The sequence below is a fragment of the Pseudoduganella sp. UC29_106 genome (genome assembly GCF_044055365.1).
Lineage (GTDB): Bacteria > Pseudomonadota > Gammaproteobacteria > Burkholderiales > Burkholderiaceae_D > Rugamonas.
Map to the genome: position 1 here is coordinate 2,251,872 of NZ_CP171977.1, position 21,796 is coordinate 2,273,667.

Consider the following 21,796-nt stretch of genomic DNA (forward strand, 5'->3'; position numbering starts at 1 on the left):
AGACTCGCAGATGCTGAAGCCGTCCCGTATTTCGAGAAGGCGCTTCCTGCTGAGCGGCGTTGCCGTTGCGGGCGCCGCGATGGTCGTGGGCTGGGGCGTTGCGCCGCCGCGCCAGCGCCTGCACAGCAAGGCAAAGCTGCCGGTGGAGAAGACGCCGTGGCGCTGAATGGCTGGATCGCCATTGCGCCTGACAACACCGTCACCCTGGCCATGCATCGCGCCGAGATGGGGCAGGGCGTGCATACCGCCTTGCCGATGCTGGTGGCGGAGGAGCTGGATGTGCCGCTGTCTTCGATCCGGCTGGTGCAGGCGCCGATCGACAAGATCTACAGCAACCTGACCGTGATGCGCGACAACTGGCACTTCCATCCGGATGAAAGCGGAAAGGTGCAGGAGTTCACGGAATGGATGTTCCAGAAGGTGGGCCGTGAGTTGGGCGTGAACCTGACGGGCGGCTCGTCCAGCATTGCCGATTCCTGGGGTCCGCTGCGCGAAGCCAGCGCCACGGCGCGTGCGCTGCTGGTTGCCGAAGCGGCGCGCCAGTGGAAGGTGCCGCCTGAACAGGTCCGCACGGAAGATTCCCATCTTTATCACGACATCAGCGGCAAGAAAGCCAGCTACGGCAGCATGGTGGCGCGCGCCGCGATCGGCAAGCCGCATAAAGTGATCCTGAAGGACGTGCACAGCTTCCGCCTGATTGGCAGCAGCGTGCCGCGCCGCGATACGCCCGTCAAGGTCGATGGCAGCGCGAAGTTCGGCATCGATGTGCGGCTGGATGGCATGGTGTACGCGGCGGTGCGCATGTCGCCCCATATCGGCGGCTCGATCCAGGGCATCAATCCGGCCGATGTGCTGTCCATGCCCGGCGTGCTGGCCGTGATCGATTTCAGTGGCGCGCTGCAGGAAAAGAGCGGGGCCGGCGCCGGCGTGGCCGTGGTGGCGCGCAGCTGGTGGCAGGCGCGCCAGGCTGCTACGGCGCTACCGATCCGCTGGAACGACGGCGGCAACGGCGCCCTGTCCAGTGAGCGCATTTACGCCGATTTCACGGCGGCGCTGGCCAGGGAAGACGGATACACCTACTACAGCCGCGGCGATATGGCCAGGGCGGGCGACGCACTGCGCACTATCCATTCCGAATACCGCGTGCCTTTCCTGGCCCACGCGACGATGGAACCCGTCAACTGCACGGCCCAGGTGAAGGATGGCAAGGTGTACCTGTGGCTGGGCACCCAGGCGCCCACCTTCGCCGTGCGCATCGCGGCCATTGTCGGTGGGGTAAAGGAATCGGACGTCGTCCTGAGCGAGCATTTGCTGGGCGGTGGTTTCGGGCGCCGCCTGGAAGTGGACATGGTGGCGCAGGCCGTCGCCATTGCCCGCGAATGCAAGGGCGCACCCGTGCAGGTGATCTGGACGCGCGAAGAAGACATGACCCATGACATCTACCGCCCGGCGGCGATGGCGCGCATGACGGCGGGGCTGGACGAGGGCGGCAATATCATCAGCTGGGAGGCGCGCAGCGTCAGCGGCGTGCTGGTGCACCAGTTCCTGAAGCGGAACCTCGGTTTGCCCGTCATGGGGCCGGAAAAGCATACGTCCGAGGGCCTGTTCGATATGCAGTACGAGATTGCCAACCAGCGCATCAGCCACGTTTCCGTCGATAGCGCGGTCCCGCTGGGGAACTGGCGTGCTGTGGGCCACTCCCACAATGCCTTTTTCAAGGAAAGCTTCATCGACGAAATGGCCGCCACGGCGGGCAAGGACCCGGTGGAATTCCGCCGCGCCATGCTGTTCAACCATCCGCGCCACCTGGCCGTGCTGAATGCCGCTATCCACAAGGCCGGTACGCCGCCCAAGGGGCGCGCACATGGCGTCGCGCTGCATCATTCCTACGGCAGCATCGTGGCGCAGGTTGCGGAAATATCGGTGGTGGACAAGCAGATCCGCGTGCACCGCGTGGTGTGCGCGATCGACTGCGGCATGGCCGTGAATCCGAACCTGATCGCGCAGCAGGTGGAGTCGGGCGTGATTTTCGGGTTGTCCGCCACGCTGGGCGGCGAGGTGACGATCAGGGACGGCAAGGTCCAGCAAACCAATTTCGGCGATTATCCCGTGCCGCGCATGAACGAGGCGCCGCATGTGGAGACCGTGATCATCCTCAGCACCGAGCCGCCGCAAGGCGTCGGCGAGCCGCCCGTGCCGCCCGTTGCGCCGGCCGTGGCGAATGCCGTGTTCAAATTGACCGGGCAACGTTTGCGCAGCTTGCCTTTGCGCCTGGTTTGATTTCGCGGCCGTTCACGGCGGATCAATGATCCGCCCTACAGCCCTTCGGGCCTTATCCCGTGGTGCCGTCGACGGCGCGTAGGGCGGATCATTGATCCGCCGCTGCCAGCAGGACGCGGAGATTGCAATCCCTCTGCCACTGCTGCCGTTCCGGCGTGCTCGCCGCCTGCCGCGCCAGCTCCTCATCGCCAAGCTCCGCCTGCGTCTCGATCAGCCTGTGCGCCACGTTCGGATCCGGCAGCATGGTCCCAAAAAAGGCCACGTTCTCGTGTTTCTGGATCAGCAGGGTAGGGAAGTTCTCGACATCCAGGTCGCCCACGATATCCGCATGGTCCTCGATATCGACCCACAGGAAGTATTTGTCGGGATGGCGCGCGGCCAGCTCATCGAACACCGCGCGGTAGCTGGAACAGGTGCCGCACCACGCTGCGCACAGGCAGGCCACGATCAGGCGGTCCTGGGCCAGGGCGGCTGCCACTTCGGCGCGGTTGTCGGCGTGTAAAGTAGTGCTGTGCATGGGGACGTATTGTACATGGCAGGTTAAAATACCGCTTATGCCTATCATTCTTGCCATTGAAACGTCCTCTGAAATGGCCTCCTGCGCGCTGCTGCGCGGCGGGGAGGTAATCTTCCGCGAATCCTCCGGCGTGCGCACGCACTCGCAGTCCGGTGCTGCCCATGGTGCAGGAGCTGCTGGACGAGGCGGGCATCGTGCTGCGCGATTGCGACGCGATCGCCTATGGCGCCGGTCCCGGCTCCTTCACCGGCGTACGCACGGCCTGCGGCATTTCGCAGGGCCTGGGCTTTGGCGCGGGCCTGCCGCTGGTGCCTGTCGTGACCCTGGACGCGATGGCGCTCGCCTGCCGCCAGGCCCACGGCGCCGATGCCGTGCTGGCCGTGCTCGATGCACGCATGAATGAGGTGTACTGGGCGCAGTACCGCTTCGACGGCGACACACCCGTTGCCACGCTGCCCCCCGCGCTCTCCGCGCCCGCCGACGTCGCCCCCGCCGACTCCGCTGCTCCTCTGTCCGCCTGCGGCAACGGCTTCTCGGCTTACGCAGAAGCCTTTGCTGGCAAGCCTTTCGCGGCCGGCGCCGACGCGGCCATCATGCCGCACGCCGTGCAAATCGCCCGCCTCGGCGCGCGCCTGTTCGAACAAGGCCACGCCGTGCCCGCCGCGCAGGCGCAGCCGCTCTACCTGCGCAACAAGGTCGCGTACACGAAGGAAGAGCGCGCGGAAATGAAGGCGTCGCAGGCATGAAGCAGCAGGTATGGGATCTGGCGCGGCTGGTGTACGAGCCGATGCAGGAGGCGGATCTGGACGAAGTGGTCGCCGTGGAGCGCGCCGTGTATCCGCATCCGTGGACGCGCGCCAATTTTGCCGATTCGCTGTCCCAGGGCTACCAGGCATGGGTGCTGCGCGCGCAGGACCGTGAACTGCTTGGCTACTTCCTGATCATGGCCATTGTCGACGAGGCGCATTTGCTGAATGTGGCCGTGTCCGCGCCCTGGCAGGGCAAGGGCCTCGGGCGCTTCCTGCTGAACCAGTCGGTCGCGCTGGCGCGCGGACTGGGCATGGAGTCCATGCTGCTTGAGGTGCGACCGTCCAACGTGCGCGCGCTGCAGATTTACCAGCGCTATGGATTCAATGAAATCGGCCGCCGCAAGGGCTACTACCCCGCGGCCAACCAGACTCGCGAGGACGCAATCGTGATGCGTTACAGCCTATGAGCGGATTGCTGCCGCACCGCAGCGCGGTGTTTTTGGATGAAATGGGCGTGGGCGTGCAGTGGCGCCTGCGCAATCGGCCGGCCGCGGGGTATTCCGCCCCGGTCGATGCCGCGCTCGCCGACGCCACGCCCGCGCCCGTGACCACGGTCGCTGCTGCCGTCCCGCCGGCGCAACCCGCCGCCCAGTCCGCGCCGCCCGCCGCCCAGCCGACGCCCACCCCTGTGTCCGCGCCCGACGCCGAGTGGGACGGCGCCCTCGCGCAAGCCCGCGCCGCTGCGCCTGCACCCGATGCCGCGTTGGAAGACGCTCCGGCCGCGGCAAAGCCGTCCGCCGCCGCGCAAGCGCCGGATGCTGCGCGCCAGCCGTCGCCAGCGCGCACGCCAGCGCCCGAATCGGCGTGGGACGACGCGCCGCCTGTCGCGCCACGGCCGGAAGCGCAACCGCGGCCGATTGCGGCTGCACAGCCGCCGGCTGCTGCGCAGGCACGCGCTGACGCAGATCAGGCGGATGAACGGCAGCAGTCGCCAAAGTCGGATGATGCCTGGTTCGACGACGTGCCAGCAGCAGCCGCTCCGGTGCGCCGCCCGGCATTAAGCGGTCCAGTCACGGATGAAGAAATCGCGGCAATGGACTGGCCAACCCTGCAAGCCGCAGTAAAGGCGTGCACGCGCTGCGGCCTGTGCGAAACAAGAGAAGCCGCCGTCACGGGTAGGGGCGACGAGCACGCCACCTGGCTGGTGCTGGACAGCGCGCCAAACGCTGACGACGAAGAATACGCCGAGCCGATCACCGCCAAGCCCGGCAAACTCCTCGACAATATGCTGCGCGCCGTGAACCAGAGCACCGCCAGCGGCGCCTATGTGACCACGCTGGTGAAATGCCGTCCGAGCGACGACCGCGCGCCAACGCAGGAAGAGCTGCAAGCCTGCCGTCCCTACCTGCAACGCGAGCTGCAGCTCACGCAGGCCAAGGTGATCGTGGCGCTGGGACACGCAGCAGGCAAGGGCCTGCTGGGCGCCGCCGCGCGCGGCCGCATCATGATGCACGGCGAAACGCCGGTGGTGGCGACTTTCCACCCGGCCGACTTGCTCAATCGTCCCGAAGAAAAGGCCAAGGCATGGGCTGACCTTTGCCTGGCCAAGTCCGCCCATGCCGGACGCCGCTAAACAGGAACTCACCAACTACCAGGCGCGCTTCCGGCGCACATGGGGCCACCTGACGCGCCCCCATGTGCGCGCGCTGGCCTGGCTGCTCGACTCGCCCGACCTGCTGGATCGTCAAAGCCCCTACTGGCAAAACCAGATCGCCTCGCTCGGCCCCATCACGCCGCAGGTCGCGAACTGGCTGGCCGATCTCGACGCCGACCCGTCCCCGGTCGAGCTGGCGCTGGGCAGCCGCTTCTACTCGCGGCTTGGCCTGTACGCCGAAAAGCTGATGGCCTTCTATTTCGCCCACCAGGGCGTGCTGGCCGCGCACGGCCTGCAGGTCCGCACTGCGCGCAACGAAACCGTGGGCGAGTTCGACTTCCTGCTGCGCGAGGACGGCCGGCTGCGCCACATCGAATTCGCCACCAAGTTCTATCTGCTGGACGGCCCGCCCGACCCCGGCAATTTCAACCACCTTGTCGGCCCCAACCTCGCCGATACGCTGGGACTGAAGATGCGCAAGATCTTCGAGCACCAGCTGCAGCTGTCGCAGCACCCGGCCGCGTTGACCTTGCTGTCCGAGCCGGTTGCGCTGGCGCAGGCGCTGGTCAAGGGATGGCTGTTCTTTGAGGAGGGCAGGGAGTGGCGCATCGAGGGCGTATCGCCGGACCATTGCCGGGGACACTGGCGGACTTTGTCCGCGCAGGCCGCGGCGGCCGGCGAGCAGTTTGTGGTGATGCCACGGTTGCAGTGGCTTGCTCCGCTCAAGATTACCGCCGCCAGGCCGGCGCCCGACGCCACGCAACTTCCCCCGACACCCGCGCCGCTTTCGCGCGAGCTGCTGCTGCAGACGCTCGCGGAGAAATTTGCGGCCGACCCGTCGCCGGTCATGGTTGCGACCGTGGAGGAGGAGGGTGGTTGGCTGGTGGAGATCGAACGCTGTTTCGTCGTCCCCGACGATTGGCGCACCCGCGCGCAGGTGCGGCGCGAAAGCGGCGCGTTGCCAGGGTGATGCGGGCCCGACGCCGCGGACGGATCACAGACGGCGGATCAATGATCCGCCCTACAGCCCTTTGGCCTGATACGTCGTGGTGCAAATGGGGGAGCGTCCCATGAGGGACGTGTAGGGCGGATCATTGATCCGCCGTGTGTGCGCAGAGTTAGTGTTTGTGCTCGCCGATCAAGGCCAGCGAATCATGCTCCCGCTGATTCGCCGCATGAATACGCATGATCATCAACATGGTCCCGGCGACGAACAGCCCGAACAGCACAATGATGGCATTCAGATCGAGGTGCAGGCGCAGCATCAGCGAATACATCGCCAGCATCGTCAGGATCGACAGATTCTCGTTAAAGTTCTGCACAGCAATCGAATGTCCCGCGCTCATCAGCACGTGTCCGCGGTGCTGCAGCAGTGCGTTCATCGGCACCACAAAGAAGCCGGACAGCACACCGATCAGGATCAGCAGCGGATAGGCCAGGTACACGCTGTCAACCAGCACCATGCCCATCACAATCAGGCCCATGGCAATGCCCAGCGGGATCACCGTCAGTGACTTGCGCAGCGTGATGAAACGGGCCGACAGCGCCGCGCCCAGCGCCACGCCAATTGCCACCACGCCCACGGTGCTGGTTGCCTTGTCGAACGTCATATTGAGCGACTTCTTGGCCCACTCCAGCACGATCAGTTGCAGGGTGGCGCCGGCGCCCCAGAAGCAGGGTGGTCACGGCGAGGGAGATCTGGCCCAGCTTGTCCTTCCACAGGATCACGCAGCAGTTGGAAAAGTCGGTGATCAGCTTGAGTGGGTTGCGTTCCTGATGTTCGTAAACGCAACCGGTATCGGGAATCTTCAGGTTGAAAATGGCGGCCAGCACATAGGTCACGCCCACCACGCACAACGCAATTTCGGTGCTGGTGTTAATGCCGGTTTCGATATAAGGCACGTCGATTGCAAGCAGCGAAGCGGCGACTTTGCCGCTGACCAGCGCGCCGCCCATCACGGTGCCGAGAATAATCGATGTAACAGTCAGGCCCTCAATCCATCCATTTGCGGCAACAAGTTTCTCGGGTGGAAGTAATTCGGTCAGGATGCCGTATTTGGCCGGCGAATAAATGGCGGCGCCAAAGCCGACGACAGCATAAGCGGCCAATGGATGGATGTGCCAGAAAATCAGCGCGCAGCCCAGTATCTTGATCAGATTGGCGATGAACATCACCCGGCCCTTGGGCAAAGCGTCCGCGAAAGCCCCGACAAATGCGGCCAAAAGCACGTAAAAGAGCACAAAAGACAGCTTCAGCAGCGGCGTAATCCACGCCGGGGATTTCATGGAAACGAGCAGGTCGATCGCCACGAAAAGCAGAGCATTGTCTGCCAGCGACGAAAAAAACTGCGCTGCCATGATGGTGTAAAAACCACGATTCATTCTGGGGCCCGAAAACTTATCTCGGGATGCTTTATACCATGGAAAGGATGGTTTCCCAAGAAATCGGGAAGCTGTTAAGCGGACCCTAATGTAAAATGCGAACTTCCTTTTCAGCCCGGTTTTAAAGCATGCCAAGGCCAATTGAAGCACGCATCCACATTGACTCCATGAAACACAATCTGGCCCGTGCGCGCGCCTGTGCGCCGCTGTCCAAAACCTGGGCCGTGGTGAAGGCCAACGGCTACGGGCATGGCCTGGAGCGCGCCATGCGCGGCTTTGCCGATGCCGACGGACTGGCGCTGATCGAACCGGACAATGCGTTGCGCCTGCGCCAGCTGGGCTGGACCAAGCCCATCCTGCTGCTGGAAGGTTTCTTCGACGCGGCCGACGTGGAAATGATGGCCGAGCACGACATCAATGGCGCCGTCCACTGCAATGAGCAGATCGACATCCTGGAGTCGGCCCGCCTGCCGCGCGCCGTCAATGTGCACCTGAAAATCAACACGGGCATGAACCGCCTTGGTTTCAAGCCCGAAGCCTATGCCGCCGCTTACGAGCGCCTGCGCGCGCTGCCCCAGGTCGGCGAAATCACGCTGATGACGCACTTCGCCAACGCCGACGAGCGCGCTCATCCCTGCATGCCGATCGACGAACAGATCCGCCGCTTCCAGGCCGCTACCGCCGGCATTCCGGGCGAGCGCAGCCTGTCCAATTCGGCCGGCATTTTCCAGATGCCGGAGATGGGCGAGGCGTTGCCGAGCGACTGGATCCGCCCCGGCATCATGCTGTACGGCGGAACGCCCGGCGGCAAGACGGCCGAGGAATTCGGCCTGCTGCCGGCGATGACCCTGGCCAGCGAACTGATCGGCGTGCAGGACATCGCCCGCGGCGATTTCGTCGGCTACGGCAGTCGCTTCGAAGCCGAAGGCCCGATGCGCATCGGCGTGGTGGCCTGCGGCTATGCGGACGGCTATCCGCGCCACGCGCCGGTCGATACGCCGGTGCTGGTCAACGGCGTGCGCACCCGCATCGTGGGCCGCGTGTCGATGGACATGCTGACCGTCGACCTCGGCCCGGTGCCGGACGCGAAGGTTGGCAGCCCCGTGATCCTGTGGGGCAAAGGCTTGCCGATCGATGACGTGGCCACCGCTGCCGGCACCATCGGCTATGAGCTGATGTGTGCCGTGGCGCCGCGCGTGCGGGTGGTTGAGGCGTAAGACGATGGCAAAGGCAAAGACTAATTACACCTGCAGCGAGTGCGGCGGCGTGTCCAGCAAGTGGACGGGCCAGTGCTCGTCCTGCCAGCAGTGGAACACGATGGTGGAGACCGTTATCGAAAGCGCCGGCGTCAACCGCTTCTCGCAGACCCCGCAGTCGCTGGCGCAAACGGCGCCTGTGCTGTCGCTGCAGGATATCGAAGCGATGGACGTGCCGCGCTTCGGCACCGGCATCGAGGAATTCGACCGCGTGCTGGGCGGCGGCCTGGTGTCAGGTGGCGTGGTGCTGATAGGCGGCGATCCGGGCATCGGCAAGTCCACGCTGCTGCTGCAGGCGCTGGCGAATATGTCCCAGGTGAAGAGCGTGCTCTACGTATCCGGCGAAGAATCCGGCGCCCAGATCGCGCTGCGTGCCAAGCGCCTTGCCGTGGACGCCAAGGACTTGAAGCTGCAGGCTGAAATCCAGCTGGAGAAAATCCTCGGTACGCTGAACGAGCTGAAGCCGCAGGTTGCTGTAATCGACTCGATCCAGACCCTGTATTCGGACGCGCTGACTTCGGCCCCCGGTTCGGTGGCCCAGGTGCGGGAATGCGCGGCACAGCTGACCCGGATGGCGAAAATGACCGGCGTCACCATCATCCTCGTCGGGCACGTGACGAAAGAGGGTTCGCTGGCCGGCCCGCGCGTGCTGGAGCACATCGTGGATGCCGTGCTGTACTTCGAGGGTGATAACAATTCAAGCTTCCGCCTGATCCGCGCCATCAAGAACCGCTTTGGCGCTGTGAATGAGCTGGGTGTATTTGCAATGACGGAGAAGGGCCTGAAAGGCGTGTCGAATCCGTCGGCGTTGTTCCTGTCCCAGCACGACAGCCAGGTGCCGGGTTCGGTGGTGATGGTGACCCAGGAGGGCACGCGTCCGCTGCTGGTGGAAATCCAGGCACTGGTGGACGCCAGCCATCTGCCCAACGCGCGCCGGCTTTCCGTCGGCCTGGAGCAAAACCGCCTGGCGATGCTGCTGGCGGTGCTGCACCGTCACGCCGGGATCGCGGCCTTCGACCAGGATGTATTCATCAATGCGGTCGGCGGGGTGAAGATTACCCGAGCCGGCTGCCGACCTGGCCGTGCTGCTGGCGATTAACTCATCGATGCGCAACAAGCCGCTGCCGCGCGGGTTCGTGGTGTTTGGCGAAGTGGGCCTGGCCGGTGAAATCCGCCCGGCGCCGCGGGGCCAGGAGCGCCTGCGCGAAGCGGCAAAATTGGGATTTTCGGTAGCAATGATCCCGAAAGCCAACGCGCCCAAGCAGCCGATCGAGGGCATGACCATCATCCCGGTCGAGCGTATCGACGATGCCTTCAGCCGGTTACGCGAACTGGACTTAACTTGATCCCTATCAAGTTTGAATGCGCAGTACAATATTACACTTTTGAGAAACATTGGAAGAAGTGAAATGTTGGTCGATAGCAGGCAAGGGGCGCGCAAAATCCTGCGCGTAAAAGCGATGATCGTGATGGACGGCGCTGGCCCGGCCCATGCGCGGACGTTTGATCTCGGCCTGGCCGGGATGTCGCTGACCTCGGAGAGCAGGGTGATCATTGGCCAGACGGGCCAGATCGTGTTTGAAATGCTGGTGGATGGTAAGCCGCAGCTGGTTAGCGTGCGCGGCAAGGCTACCCACTGCATTTTCAGCGGCGACGAGTTCAAGTTGGGATTCACTTTCCTGCCGCTGGACAATGACGCCGCCGGCGCCATCACCAAATTCATGCGGTAATTACTGGTTTATTTCGCGCTTTGATTACCGGGGTTATACTGGACAATGATGTAATCCTGTCCAGTATTGAAGCCATGAACAACGTCAGTAATCTACTCAACGCGACCTACGGTAACACCGGCGCTGCCGGGCTATCCACTTCGCTGTCGCCCACGGTGGCGGCGCGCGTCGAGCAAGCCCTGGCCAGCCAGAAGGGCGTGGTCAACAAGCTGAACACCAGCCTGGCCAGCAGCCAGGCCAGGCTGTCCGGACTGGGGCAGCTGCAGAGTGCGCTGTCCGTGTTCCAGGGTATTGCCGACAGCCTCGCTGGCACCGGGCTCAGCACGAGCGCCAGCGTGTCAACCAAGGGCGTGCTGGGCGCGGCCACTTCGGCCAGCGCCAAGGCCGGCACTTACAAGATCGAAGTCAGCCAGCTGGCGCAGGGGCAGATCCTCAATGGCGCCGTGCTGGCTTCGGCGGACACGAAAGTCGGCACGGGCGGCGCCGCCGCCATTAAGGTTGGCGACAAGACGATCACCATCGACAGCCGCAACGACACCCTGAGCGGCATTGTGGGCGCGCTGAAGGATGCGGGCCTTGACGCCAGCGTCGTCAAGGCCGGCACCGGCTATGCGCTGCAAGTGCGCAGCGCGAGCGGTGAAGCGAACAGCCTGAAGTTCAGCGTGACCGGCGATGCGGGCGTGAAGAACCTGTTTAATAATCTCACGCAGAGCCAGGCGGCGCAGGATGCCGTGCTGACCGTGGACGGCAAGGAAGTTCGCAGCGCAGATAACGCGGTGGAAAGCGTTATTCCGGGCGTCACGCTCAATCTGCAAGGGAAGGGCAAAGCCGACGTTGCTATCAGCACGGACAGCGCCCAGATCGCTAAAAACGTCAGCGCCTTCGTGGCCGGCTTTAACGCGCTGGGCGACAAGCTGGCCGCGCTGCAGAAGGGTGACCTGAAGGGCGACACGGCCCTGAACCAGGCCGCCAGCCAGCTCGAACAACTGGTCAGGACGGGCGGCGGCACCTCGGCCGCCAAGCTGGCCGAGGCTGGCCTGACCTTCGAAGGCGGCAAGCTCCAGCTGGATGAGAAGAAGCTGAACGCGGCCGTGGCGGCCGATCCGGAAGGCGTGGCGAAGCTGTTCACCAATGAGGGCAGGGGGATCGCCGACCAGCTCGACAAGAAAATCGATGCGCTGACGGGCAGCAGTGGTGTGATCCGCCGTGAGGCCACCCAGGTCGGCAAGGAAGTGGCGTCGTTGAATTCGAAGAAGACCCAGTTGGCGCAGGCGCTCACGGTGCAGGCGCAGGCGCTGGCGCAGCTATATACCCAGGAGGAGGCGCAGGGCTCGGATTCCGGGCTGCTGGGCTTGCCCGGCTATACGGGCGGGGCGCGGTCGCTGTTTGATTTCTTTGCGTGAGCTAACGACTGCGGTGAGACGGCGGATCAATGATCCGCCCTACGCTGTGCTGAACAGTCCGCTCACCAATGGCGTGTAGGGCGGATCATATGGGGGCGCCTAGCCCCGCCGCATTTGTGCAGACCGGGGAAAATCGAAAAGGCCCCGCCGGCCGAAATGGCTGCGGAGCCTGGCTTCATGGAAGCGCTATTCTACTCGTGGTAGCGGTCGACCAGCTTGTGATGTCCTCCACGGGATTCGGACACAATTTCATACGCAATCAACGCGATCATTGCCCCGAAGATCCCCAGAGTAAACAGGGTCCACATAGCAATCCAGCTGCCGTTGCCGGTAGCTGCTCCTCAGTTGATACAACTAAAATTTAGCAGGCAAAGAAGCAATTTCAAGCACGGGCGTGCTGAAGTCACTTCACGAGATCGGCCTGCATGACCGCTTTCAGGTAGAGGGTGCTCGGATCGTCGGTTTCGCGCATCACAAACCACCAGGCCGCGCCTTTCTTCATTTCCCAGTCCTGCTCTTCGCCCGTCAACAGCAGCGAAGCGACCTGGCCCAGGGTAGGCTGGTGGCCGACGATCAGCACGGCTTCCTTGGAATTTGGCCAGTTGGCCGCCTTCAGGATGTCTTCCGGATCAGCATCCGGCGCGAGATCGGGATGGGTCTTGTACTTGCGGCCCAGGCCCTCGGCCGTCTGTACCGTACGCACCGCCGGGCTGACCAGCACACGGCAGGATTCCGGCAGCTGGGAATCCAGCCACTGGCCCATGCGGCGTGCCTGTTTCTGGCCCTTGGGCGTAAGGGCACGTTCCATATCGGGCAAATCAGGCCCGCCCGGCTCCGCTTCTGCGTGCCGCCACAAGATCAGGTCCATACGACGTCCTCCCATATGCAGACTCTCAATCGGCGGCCTGGACGGCCGGACTGCCCAAGGTCTCCATCAGGTGCTGCTGGGCGCTGAACGCTCTTTTGCTTGCCGCGCGCTTTGCGGCGCTGGTAGTGGCCGTCAGGTTCAAGCTCCCACGTATTGGAGTTGTCCTTCAGGTAAGGGTTCAAACCTTCCGCAAGTACGCGGCGCTTCAGGCGCCGGTCAAGGACCGGGAATGCCACCTCGATGCGTCGCAGCAGGTTGCGGTTCATCCAGTCCGCGCTGGCCAGGTAGATATCGTGCGCCAGGTCGTTGCGGAAGTAATAAATTCGGCTATGTTCCAGGAAGCGCCCAATGATCGAGCGCACCCGGATGTTTTCCGATAGCCCCGGCACGCCCGGCTTCAGCGTGCATGCGCCGCGCACAATCAGGTCGATCTTCACGCCATCCCTGGAGGCGGCGTACAGGGCGCGGATAACGGGTTCGTCCGTCAATGCATTGATTTTAGCGATAATCCGCGCCGGACGCCCGCTCTTTGCGATTTTTGCCTCATTTTTGATGGCTTTGATGATTTCCGCCTGGAGCGAGAAGGGCGCCAGCCACAAGTAGTTCATTTTTTGCGGCTTGGCCAGGCTGGTCAGGTGCATGAACACCTCGTTGACGTCGCGCCCCATGGCCGGATCGCAGGTGATCAGGCCGAAATCGGTATACAGCTTGGTGGTCGTCGGATGGTAGTTGCCAGTGCCGAGGTGGGCGTAGTAAGCCAGTCCGCCTTCTTCGCGGCGGATCACGAGGGCGATCTTGGCGTGGGTTTTCAGCCCCACGACGCCGTACACCACCTGAGCGCCGGCCTGTTCCAGCTTGTCCGCCCAATTGATATTGGCTTCTTCATCGAAGCGCGCCATCAGTTCCACCACCACCGTTACTTCCTTGCCGCTGCGGGCTGCCGCAATCAGGCATTCCATCAGGTCGGAGTTCATGCCGGTGCGGTAGACGGTCTGTTTGATCGCCACCACGGCCGGGTCGGCCGCCGCGCTGCGGATGAAGTCGATAACCGTCTGAAAACTTTGATAAGGGTGGTGCAGCAGCACGTCGCCCTGGCGCACGGTGGAGAAAATATCGGCGCCGATAGTCTTGCTCAGCACGCCCGGCACGAAGGGCGGCCAGCGCAGTTCGGGCTTGCGTGACTGGTCGATGATTTCATTCAGGCGGCCCAGGTTCACGGGGCCGTCCACCTGATACAGGCGGGTCTGGTCGAGGCTGAACTGGTCGAGCAGGAATTGCGAGAGCTCCGGCGGGCAGTTTTTCGCCACTTCCAGGCGCACCGACGTGCCGAACTGGCGGCCCTGCAGTTCGCCCTTCAGGGCCTGGCGCAGGTTCTTCACTTCATCCTCATCCACCCACAGGTCGGAATCGCGGGTCACCCGGAACTGGGAATAGGCCAGCACTTCACGGCCGACGAACAGATCGGATATATGCGCGTGAATAATAGAGGAGAGCAGGCAGAAGGATGTACCGTTCGGCGACAGGTGCTCCGGCAGGCGGATCACGCGCGGCAGCACACGCGGCGCTTTCACGATGGCGATTGCCGTGCCGCGGCCGAAGGCGTCCTTGCCGCTCAGGGCGACGATGAAATTAAGACTTCTTGTTTACGACTTGCGGGAAAGGGTGGGCCGGATCGAGGCCGATGGGGGTGAGCAGGGGACGGACTTCGCGTTCGAAGTAATCCTTGACCCAGGCACGCTGCGCTTCGTTGCGCTCGCTGTGCCGCACTATATTAATTCCGTGCGCCTTCAGTTCAGGCAGGACGGTGGTGTTCAGGAGTTCATACTGGCGCCGCACCAGGGCGTGGCATTCTTCGCTGACCTTGGCCAGGTTTGCCTGCAGGGCGGGGTGTTCGGCCAGGTCGCCGTCCACACTCGCCGCCGCCAGCAGGCTGGCAACCCGTACTTCAAAGAATTCATCCAGGTTGCTGCTAACAATGCATAAATAGCGCAGACGTTCAAGCACGGGGATCGAAGTATCCTCGGCCTGGGCCATCACGCGACGGTTAAATGCTAACTGCGAGATTTCACGATCGAGGAAGATCGCCTGTTTGGCCGCTTCTGCACGGATTTCAGGTTTCATTGTGCTTATCATTTTCTTACTGTTTCATTGGCCTCATTGTAGTGTAATAATGTTATGTGACAGGTTTATGACGAGCGGGAAATGAATTTCATCGATGTCATAAAGCTGTAATATTCAGGTCATACACTGCGCAGCATTCAAACCCCAACCCCTAGAGGATCTTTGATTATGCGTATGAAACAGTTGTTGACCTCCTTCGTTGTTGGCGCCTCCGCGGCAATGACGTTCGCTACCGCTTTTGCGGCGGATATGACCGGTGCAGGCGCAACTTTCCCCTATCCAATCTACGCCAAGTGGGCTGAAGCCTACAAAGCAAGCAGCGGCAACGGCCTGAACTACCAGTCCATCGGCTCCGGCGCCGGCATCAAGCAGATCAAGGCCAAGACCGTCGATTTCGGTGCTTCCGACATGCCTCTGAAGGCGGAAGAACTGGAAGCGGACGGCCTGATGCAGTTCCCTGCAATCATGGGCGGCGTGGTAACCGTAGTCAACCTGGACGGTATCGCTCCAGGCCAGCTGAAGCTGACCGGTCCGGTTGTTGCCGACATCTACCTGGGCAAGATCACCAAGTGGAACGATGCTGCCATCGCTTCCCTGAACCCTGGCGTGAAGCTGCCGGCCGACGAAATCACCGTGGTGCACCGCGCTGACGGCTCCGGCACTTCCTTCCTGTTCACCGACTTCCTGTCCAAGACCAACCCTGAGTTCAAGAGCAAGATCGGCTCCGGCACCGCTGTGAAGTGGGCTACCGGCGTGGGTGGCAAGGGCAACGAAGGCGTGGCCGCCAACGTGCAGCGTATCAAGGGCGCGATCGGCTACGTTGAGTGGGCTTACGCCAAGAAGAACAAGATGGCTCACACCCAGCTGAAGAACAAGGATGGCGTGTTCCTGCAGCCGGATGATGACAACTTCAAGGCCGCTGCCGCCAACGCGGAATGGACCAAGACGCCAGGCTTCGGCGTAGTGCTGACCGACCAGGCTGGCAAGCAGTCCTGGCCGATCACCGGCGTGTCCTTCATCCTGATGCACAAGCAGCAGGCTGACGCAGCCAAGGGCAAGGAAGTTGTGAAGTTCTTCGACTGGGCCTTCAAGAACGGCGGCGCCGCTGCTACCGAACTGGACTACGTTCCAATGCCTGCTTCCGTGGTCAAGCTGGTCCAGGATTCCTGGAAAGCTAACCTGAAGGATGCTTCTGGCAAGGCAATCTACTAATCTGCCCAACCCCTCGCCCGCGCCAGCCGGCGAGGGGGTTAGCCGGGAAGTCCAGTGCAGGGCTTCCCGGCTAGCCTACATTTATAAGAAAATCTCATGAGTGCAGATATCTCCTCTCCCACTATCTCCGTTCCGGAGCCGGCCATGAGCGACAACGCCCAGACCGCAGCCATGCATTCGATCATGCGCAAGCAGCGCATGCAGGACTTCATCTTCCACAAGGTGACGATGCTGTTCGCGCTGTCGGTGCTGTTCGTCCTGGTCGGCATCATCATTTCCCTTTTCATCGGCGCAGTACCGGCGCTCAAGGAATTCGGGCCGGCTTTCATCACCACCGTCGAGTGGGACCCGGTCAATGACCAGTATGGCGCGGCAATCGCCATTGTCGGCACCCTGGTGACCTCCGGCATCGCGCTGCTGATCGCCTTCCCGGTCAGCTTCGGCATTGCCCTGTTCCTGACCGAGATCTGCCCGGTCTGGCTGCGCCGCCCGCTGGGTACCGCAGTAGAACTGCTGGCAGGCGTGCCGTCCATCATTTACGGCATGTGGGGCTTGTTCGTGTTTGCGCCGATGTTCGGCGACTACGTTCAGCCGCTGCTGAAGAACTCCCTGGGCCAGCTGCCGTGGATCGGCGTGATCTTCCAGGGCCCGACCATGGGCATCGGCATCCTGACCGCCGGCCTGATCCTGGCAGTGATGATCATCCCCTTTATCTCCTCCGTGATGCGCGACGTGTTCGAGATCGTGCCGGCCGTGCTGAAGGAATCCGCTTACGGCCTGGGCTGCACCCGCTGGGAAGTGGTGCGCAAGATCGTGCTGCCGTACACCAAGACCGGGGTGGTGGGCGGCGTCATGCTGGGCCTGGGCCGCGCCTTGGGCGAGACCATGGCCGTGACCTTTGTGATCGGTAACGCCAACAAGCTGAGCGCCTCGGTGTTCGCGCCGGGTAACTCGATCGCCTCCACTCTGGCCAATGAATTTGCCGAAGCATCCACGCCGCTGCACGTGTCCTCGCTGTACACCCTGGCGCTGATCCTGTTCGTGATTACCTTTATCGTCCTGTCCGCCGCGAAGCTGATGTTGACGGGTATGTCGCGCAAGGAGGGCGTGAAATGATGAATACCAATAATCCTGTTTATCGCAAGCGCCTGCTGACCCACCGTATCGGCATCGCCCTGTCCGTCGGCGCCATGGCCTTCGGTATCCTGATGTTGCTCTGGATCCTGGCCACGCTGCTGATTCATGGTTTCTCGGCCCTGAGCGGCGCCATGTTTACCGCCACCACGCCCGCACCGGGCAGCGAAGGCGGCGGCCTGATGAATGCAATCGCCGGCTCGCTGATGATGGTGGGACTGTCCACGCTGGTGTCGACCCCGATCGGCATCCTGGCCGGCATTTACCTGGCCGAGTATGGCGAAGAGAACAAGGTCGCCCAGGTGACCCGCTTCGTGACCGACATCATGCTGTCCGCACCGTCGATCGTGATCGGCCTTTTCGTGTACGCCTTCTATGTGGCGAACGTGAAGCACTTCTCGGGCTACGCCGGTTCGATCGCGCTGTCCCTGATCGCGATTCCGGTCGTGGTGCGCACCACCGACAATATGCTGCGCCTGGTGCCGAATTCGCTGCTGGAAGCGGCCTTCGCACTCGGCGCGCCGCGCTGGAAAGTGGCCATGCTGGTGCGCCTGCGCGCCGTGACGGCGGGCGTGGTGACCGGCGTGCTGCTGGCCGTGGCCCGGGTGTCCCGGCGAGACCGCTCCGCTGCTGTTCACCGCCCTGAACAACCAGTTCTTCAGCGCCGACATGAACCAGCCGCTGGCCAACCTGCCGGTAGTGATCTACCAGTTCGCCATGAGCCCGTACGACAACTGGCGCGCCCTGGCATGGGGTGGCGCACTGCTGGTGACCTTCAGCGTGCTTGGCCTGAACATCCTGTCGCGCACCGTATTTGCCCAGAAAGCGCCGAAATAATTAACGAGCAAAGATCATGACCCAAGCAAGCAAAATCATTGAAATCTCCGGCCTGAACTTCTACTACGGTAAGACGCGCAGCCTGCACAATGTGAACCTGGACATCCATGAGAAGAAGGTGACTGCCTTCATCGGCCCGTCCGGCTGCGGCAAATCGACCCTGCTGCGCACCCTGAACCGCATGTATGACTTGTATCCGGGCCAGCGCGCCGAGGGCAGCATCGCCTACCGCGGCCGCAATATCCTGGAGCCGGGCCTGGATGTGAACATGCTGCGCGCAAAAGTCGGCATGGTGTTCCAGAAGCCGACCCCGTTCCCGATGTCGATTTACGATAACATCGCGTTCGGCGTGCGCCTGTACGAAGACCTGTCCAAGGGCGAGATGGACGAGCGCGTTGAATGGGCGCTGAAGAAGGCGGCCCTGTGGACCGAAGTGAAGGATAAGTTGAACAAGAGCGGCCTGTCGCTGTCCGGCGGCCAGCAGCAGCGCCTGTGCATCGCGCGCGGCGTGGCGGTGAAGCCGGATGTGCTGCTGCTGGACGAACCAACGTCCGCACTGGACCCGATCTCCACCTCGAAAGTGGAAGAACTGATCAGCGAACTGAAACTGGACTACACGATCGCGATCGTGACCCATAATATGCAACAGGCGGCCCGCTGCTCGGACTACACGGCATATATGTACCTGGGCGAGCTGGTGGAGTTCGGCGAGACGGACCAGATCTTCATGAATCCGGCCCGTAAGGAAACGCAGGATTATATTACCGGCCGATTCGGTTAAGCCAACGGCACGCAAGCACGGCGGATCAATGATCCGCCCTACGCCGTGTAGCTGACCGTGATTTACCTGATCCGCCGCGACCGGCCCGTAACGTTTAATACAAATAGAAATCTCAATGGAGAGATAGCCATGATGGGCGAACATTCTAGCAAGCAGTACGATCACGAACTGGAAGCGATCCGCTCCAAAGTCCTGCTGATGGGCGGCATCGTCGAGACCCAGTTCCTGGACGCGATGACCTGCTTCCGTATCGGTAACTCCGAACGTGCCGACCGCGTGATCCGCGAAGACGACAACGTGAACCAGCTGGAAGTGCAGCTGGACGACCAGTGCAGCCACCTGATCGTGCGCCGCCAGCCGACCGCCAACGACCTGCGCACCGTGATGGCCACCATCAAGGTGATCACGGACCTGGAACGCATCGGCGACGAAGCGGCCAAGATCGCGCGCACCTCCAAGAGCCTGCATGGCCGCGGCGCCGTGACTGTCAACCACTACGAGATGGTGCGCAGTATCGCCAACGCCACCAGCGACCTGCTGCACGACGCGCTGGACGCGTTTGCCCGCAACGACGGCAAGCAAGCCCTCCAGCTGATCGCGCAGGACGCCATCATCGACCACGAATTCCGCACCATCATGCGTAACCTGATTACCTTCATGATGGAAGATCCGCGCACGATTTCGGCCGCGCTTGATACGATGTGGGTGGCGAAGGCCATCGAGCGCATCGGCGACCACGCCAAGAACATCGCCGAATACGTGATCTATGTCGTGGAAGGCAAGGATATCCGCCACAGCCGCGCTGCCGTGGACGCACAGACTGAGGCCAGCCCAGAGTAAAGCAAGCAATGGCATCCGATAAGACGACTGTATTGATTGTCGAAGATGAACCGGCAATCGTTGAACTGGTAACTTTCTCGCTGCGCGAAGCGGGCTGGAACTGTGTCTCGGTGCAGCGCACGCAGGAAGCCTGGGAGTATATGCAGACCCGGACCCCGCAGCTGGTGCTGCTGGACTGGATGCTGCCCGACCAGAGCGGCCTGCGCCTGCTGGCCCGTATCCGCGGCGACCGCCACTTCGGCAATGTGCCGGTGATCATGCTCACCGCGAAGAGCATGGAAGAGGACAAGCTGGCAGGCCTGAACAGCGGCGCCGACGACTACATCACCAAGCCGTTCTCGCCGCGCGAGCTGCTGGCCCGTTCCCGTGCGCTGCTGCGCCGCAAGAGCCCGGAGCTGGCGGAGACGCTGATGAAGGCCGGTCCCGTCACGCTGGACCCGGTCAGCTGCACCGTATCGCTGAACGACAGCAAGATCGACATCGGCCACGCCGAGTACAAGCTGCTGAAGTTCTTCCTGGCCCACCCGGAGCGCGTATTCTCGCGCAGCCAGTTGCTGGACAAGGTGTGGGGTGACCACGTGGTAATCGAGGAACGCACGGTCGACGTGCATGTGCTGCGCCTGCGCAAGGCGCTGAAAGAGGCTGAACACCTGATCCGCACGGTGCGCAGTGTCGGCTACATGCTGTCCGAGAAATCATGAATCCACTCGTCGTGTTCTGGGTGCCCGTCGCCTTGCGGCTGGGCTTCCTGTTGGCAGGCGCCGCTTTGGCCGCCTGGCTGTTCGGCGTCTCCGCCGGCATTTTCGTCATCATCGCCGGCTTGCTGGCGGCCGTGTTCACGCAGCTGCGCTACCTGTACCAGGCCAGCCAGTGGCTGGACAACCCGCAAAGCGGCCGCCTGCCCGATGGCTGGGGCGAGTGGACGGGCGTGTTCGCGCGCCTGTACCGCCTGCGCCGCGACGATGAAAAGAACCAGGCCGAGCTGACCGAATGGCTGGCCCGCTTCCGCCAGGCCATGCACCTGCTGCCGGACGGCGTGGTGATCATGGACGACGTGCTCTTCCTCGAATGGTGCAATCCGGCCGCCGAGGAACACCTGGGCCTGCGCCATGACCGCGACAAGGGCATGCGCGTGACCAACCTGGTGCGCAGCCCGGACTTCATGGATTACCTGATCCTGGGCCGCTACGAGCAGCCGCTGACCCTCAGCTTCCGCGAGCGCAAGCTGATCGTTCACATCATCCCGTTCGAGAACCGCCGCCAGATTCTCGTCACCCACGACATCACGGAAACCCAGCGCGCCGAAATGATGCGCCGCGACTTCATCGCCAACGCTTCGCACGAACTGCGCACGCCGCTGACCGTGATCGTGGGCTTCCTGGAGATCGCCGCGTCGATGGACCTGGATGCGGAAACCCGCGCCGCCCACCTGAAGCTGATGATGGAGCAGGGCCACCGCATGCAGCACCTGATCGAGGACATGCTGACCCTGTCGCGCCTGGAATCGGTCGACCACCCGGTGCGCCCGGAGCATGTGGACGTGGCCAAGCTGATGGAGCAGATCCTGCACGAGGGCAGGGCGCTTTCCGGCGGCAAGCACACCATCACGCTGGAAGTGAAGGGCGGCGATGTGATGGGCAGTTCGGACGAATTGCACAGCGCCTTCGGCAACCTGGTGTCCAACGCCGTGCGCTATACGCCGGCCGGCGGCGAGATCCGCATCCGCTGGGAAGATACGGCCACCGGCGTCCAGTTCCAGGTGCAGGATACGGGCATCGGCATCAGCCCCGAACACATTTCGCGCCTGACCGAGCGCTTCTACCGCGTGGACAAGAGCCGTTCGCGCGAGACGCAGGGCACCGGCCTGGGCCTGGCCATCGTCAAGCACGTGCTGCTGCGCCACAGCGGCAAGCTGACCATCACCTCGGAAGCGGGCCACGGCAGCAGCTTTACCGTCAGCCTGCCGAAGTCCACCTCCAACGCGCCGCAGCCTGCAGAAGCGCTGCCAGCCCCGCGCGCGGCGTGATGACTC

At 63.0% G+C, this 21,796-nt stretch carries 16 protein-coding genes and 5 pseudogenes; 17 read left to right on the forward strand and 4 right to left on the reverse strand.

Annotated features, from left to right (window positions below; genetic code table 11):
• Nucleotides 1–10 precede the first annotated feature (10 nt).
• The gene (locus tag ACHMW6_RS11685; protein ID WP_395407269.1) at nt 11–166 is read left to right on the forward strand and encodes a hypothetical protein; all 156 of its coding nucleotides are present in this window, start codon (nt 11–13) and stop codon (nt 164–166) included.
• Nucleotides 91–2,280 (forward strand): molybdopterin cofactor-binding domain-containing protein, encoded by a 2,190-nt coding sequence (locus ACHMW6_RS11690; protein WP_395408586.1) that lies wholly within the window; start codon nt 91–93, stop codon nt 2,278–2,280. Before ACHMW6_RS11685 ends, ACHMW6_RS11690 begins: the two co-directional genes overlap by 76 nt.
• An 88-nt stretch (nt 2,281–2,368) precedes the next feature.
• Here the strand turns inward: ACHMW6_RS11690 and ACHMW6_RS11695 are convergent, their stop codons facing one another.
• Nucleotides 2,369–2,797 (reverse strand): thioredoxin family protein, encoded by a 429-nt coding sequence (locus ACHMW6_RS11695; protein ID WP_395407270.1) that lies wholly within the window; start codon nt 2,795–2,797, stop codon nt 2,369–2,371.
• A gap of 37 nt (nt 2,798–2,834) precedes the next feature.
• Here ACHMW6_RS11695 and tsaB point away from each other — a divergent pair.
• The 4 genes and pseudogenes from tsaB (at nt 2,835) to ACHMW6_RS11715 (ending at nt 6,170) form a co-directional block, all read left to right on the forward strand.
• A pseudogene (gene tsaB / locus ACHMW6_RS11700) lies at nt 2,835–3,543 on the forward strand (tRNA (adenosine(37)-N6)-threonylcarbamoyltransferase complex dimerization subunit type 1 TsaB).
• Nucleotides 3,540–4,013, forward strand: a complete 474-nt coding sequence (rimI, locus tag ACHMW6_RS11705) for a ribosomal protein S18-alanine N-acetyltransferase (RefSeq protein WP_395407271.1) — start codon at nt 3,540–3,542, stop codon at nt 4,011–4,013. Before tsaB ends, rimI begins: the two are co-directional and overlap by 4 nt.
• The gene (locus ACHMW6_RS11710) at nt 4,010–5,179 is read left to right on the forward strand and encodes a uracil-DNA glycosylase (protein WP_395407272.1); all 1,170 of its coding nucleotides are present in this window, start codon (nt 4,010–4,012) and stop codon (nt 5,177–5,179) included. Before rimI ends, ACHMW6_RS11710 begins: the two co-directional genes overlap by 4 nt.
• Nucleotides 5,163–6,170, forward strand: a complete 1,008-nt coding sequence (locus tag ACHMW6_RS11715; RefSeq protein ID WP_395407274.1) for a DUF1853 family protein — start codon at nt 5,163–5,165, stop codon at nt 6,168–6,170. The genes ACHMW6_RS11710 and ACHMW6_RS11715 overlap by 17 nt, the downstream gene beginning before the upstream one ends.
• Before the next feature lie 148 nt (nt 6,171–6,318).
• On the opposite strand, the pseudogene lplT reads toward ACHMW6_RS11715, so the two are convergent.
• A pseudogene (lplT, locus tag ACHMW6_RS11720) lies at nt 6,319–7,582 on the reverse strand (lysophospholipid transporter LplT).
• Nucleotides 7,583–7,710: 128 nt separating this feature from the next.
• Here lplT and alr point away from each other — a divergent pair.
• From alr to fliD, 4 genes and pseudogenes are all read left to right on the forward strand, one after another.
• On the forward strand, nt 7,711–8,799 hold the full coding sequence (gene alr, locus ACHMW6_RS11725) for an alanine racemase (protein ID WP_395407275.1): 1,089 nt from the start codon (nt 7,711–7,713) through the stop codon (nt 8,797–8,799).
• Nucleotides 8,800–8,803: 4 nt separating this feature from the next.
• Nucleotides 8,804–10,184 (forward strand): annotated as a pseudogene (gene radA, locus ACHMW6_RS11730) (DNA repair protein RadA).
• Between the two features lie 63 nt (nt 10,185–10,247).
• Nucleotides 10,248–10,568, forward strand: a complete 321-nt coding sequence (locus ACHMW6_RS11735; RefSeq protein ID WP_395407276.1) for a PilZ domain-containing protein — start codon at nt 10,248–10,250, stop codon at nt 10,566–10,568.
• A gap of 74 nt (nt 10,569–10,642) precedes the next feature.
• Nucleotides 10,643–11,971, forward strand: coding sequence for a flagellar filament capping protein FliD (fliD, locus tag ACHMW6_RS11740; protein ID WP_395407277.1), 1,329 nt, complete (start codon nt 10,643–10,645; stop codon nt 11,969–11,971).
• Nucleotides 11,972–12,374: 403 nt separating this feature from the next.
• Here the strand turns inward: fliD and sixA are convergent, their stop codons facing one another.
• Complete coding sequence (gene sixA, locus ACHMW6_RS11745; RefSeq protein ID WP_395407278.1) at nt 12,375–12,839, reverse strand: phosphohistidine phosphatase SixA; 465 nt, start codon at nt 12,837–12,839, stop codon at nt 12,375–12,377.
• 25 nt (nt 12,840–12,864) lie between these two features.
• A pseudogene (ppk1, locus tag ACHMW6_RS11750) lies at nt 12,865–14,960 on the reverse strand (polyphosphate kinase 1).
• Nucleotides 14,961–15,134: 174 nt separating this feature from the next.
• On the opposite strand from ppk1, the gene pstS reads away from it, so the two are divergent.
• The 7 genes and pseudogenes from pstS (at nt 15,135) to phoR (ending at nt 21,790) form a co-directional block, all read left to right on the forward strand.
• Nucleotides 15,135–16,172, forward strand: a complete 1,038-nt coding sequence (gene pstS / locus ACHMW6_RS11755) for a phosphate ABC transporter substrate-binding protein PstS (RefSeq protein WP_395407279.1) — start codon at nt 15,135–15,137, stop codon at nt 16,170–16,172.
• A gap of 144 nt (nt 16,173–16,316) precedes the next feature.
• Nucleotides 16,317–17,288: a phosphate ABC transporter permease subunit PstC gene (pstC, locus tag ACHMW6_RS11760; protein WP_395407280.1), complete on the forward strand. Its 972-nt coding sequence runs from the start codon at nt 16,317–16,319 to the stop codon at nt 17,286–17,288.
• A pseudogene (gene pstA, locus ACHMW6_RS11765) lies at nt 17,288–18,143 on the forward strand (phosphate ABC transporter permease PstA). Before pstC ends, pstA begins: the two are co-directional and overlap by 1 nt.
• 16 nt (nt 18,144–18,159) lie before the next feature.
• Nucleotides 18,160–18,924: a phosphate ABC transporter ATP-binding protein PstB gene (gene pstB / locus ACHMW6_RS11770; protein ID WP_395407281.1), complete on the forward strand. Its 765-nt coding sequence runs from the start codon at nt 18,160–18,162 to the stop codon at nt 18,922–18,924.
• Between the two features lie 129 nt (nt 18,925–19,053).
• The gene (gene phoU, locus ACHMW6_RS11775; RefSeq protein ID WP_395407282.1) at nt 19,054–19,764 is read left to right on the forward strand and encodes a phosphate signaling complex protein PhoU; all 711 of its coding nucleotides are present in this window, start codon (nt 19,054–19,056) and stop codon (nt 19,762–19,764) included.
• Nucleotides 19,765–19,772: 8 nt separating this feature from the next.
• Nucleotides 19,773–20,465 carry a response regulator gene (locus ACHMW6_RS11780; RefSeq protein WP_395407283.1) on the forward strand — a complete coding sequence of 231 codons (693 nt, stop codon included), beginning with the start codon at nt 19,773–19,775 and terminating at the stop codon, nt 20,463–20,465.
• Nucleotides 20,462–21,790: a phosphate regulon sensor histidine kinase PhoR gene (gene phoR / locus ACHMW6_RS11785; RefSeq protein ID WP_395407284.1), complete on the forward strand. Its 1,329-nt coding sequence runs from the start codon at nt 20,462–20,464 to the stop codon at nt 21,788–21,790. The genes ACHMW6_RS11780 and phoR overlap by 4 nt, the downstream gene beginning before the upstream one ends.
• Nucleotides 21,791–21,796 lie beyond the last annotated feature (6 nt).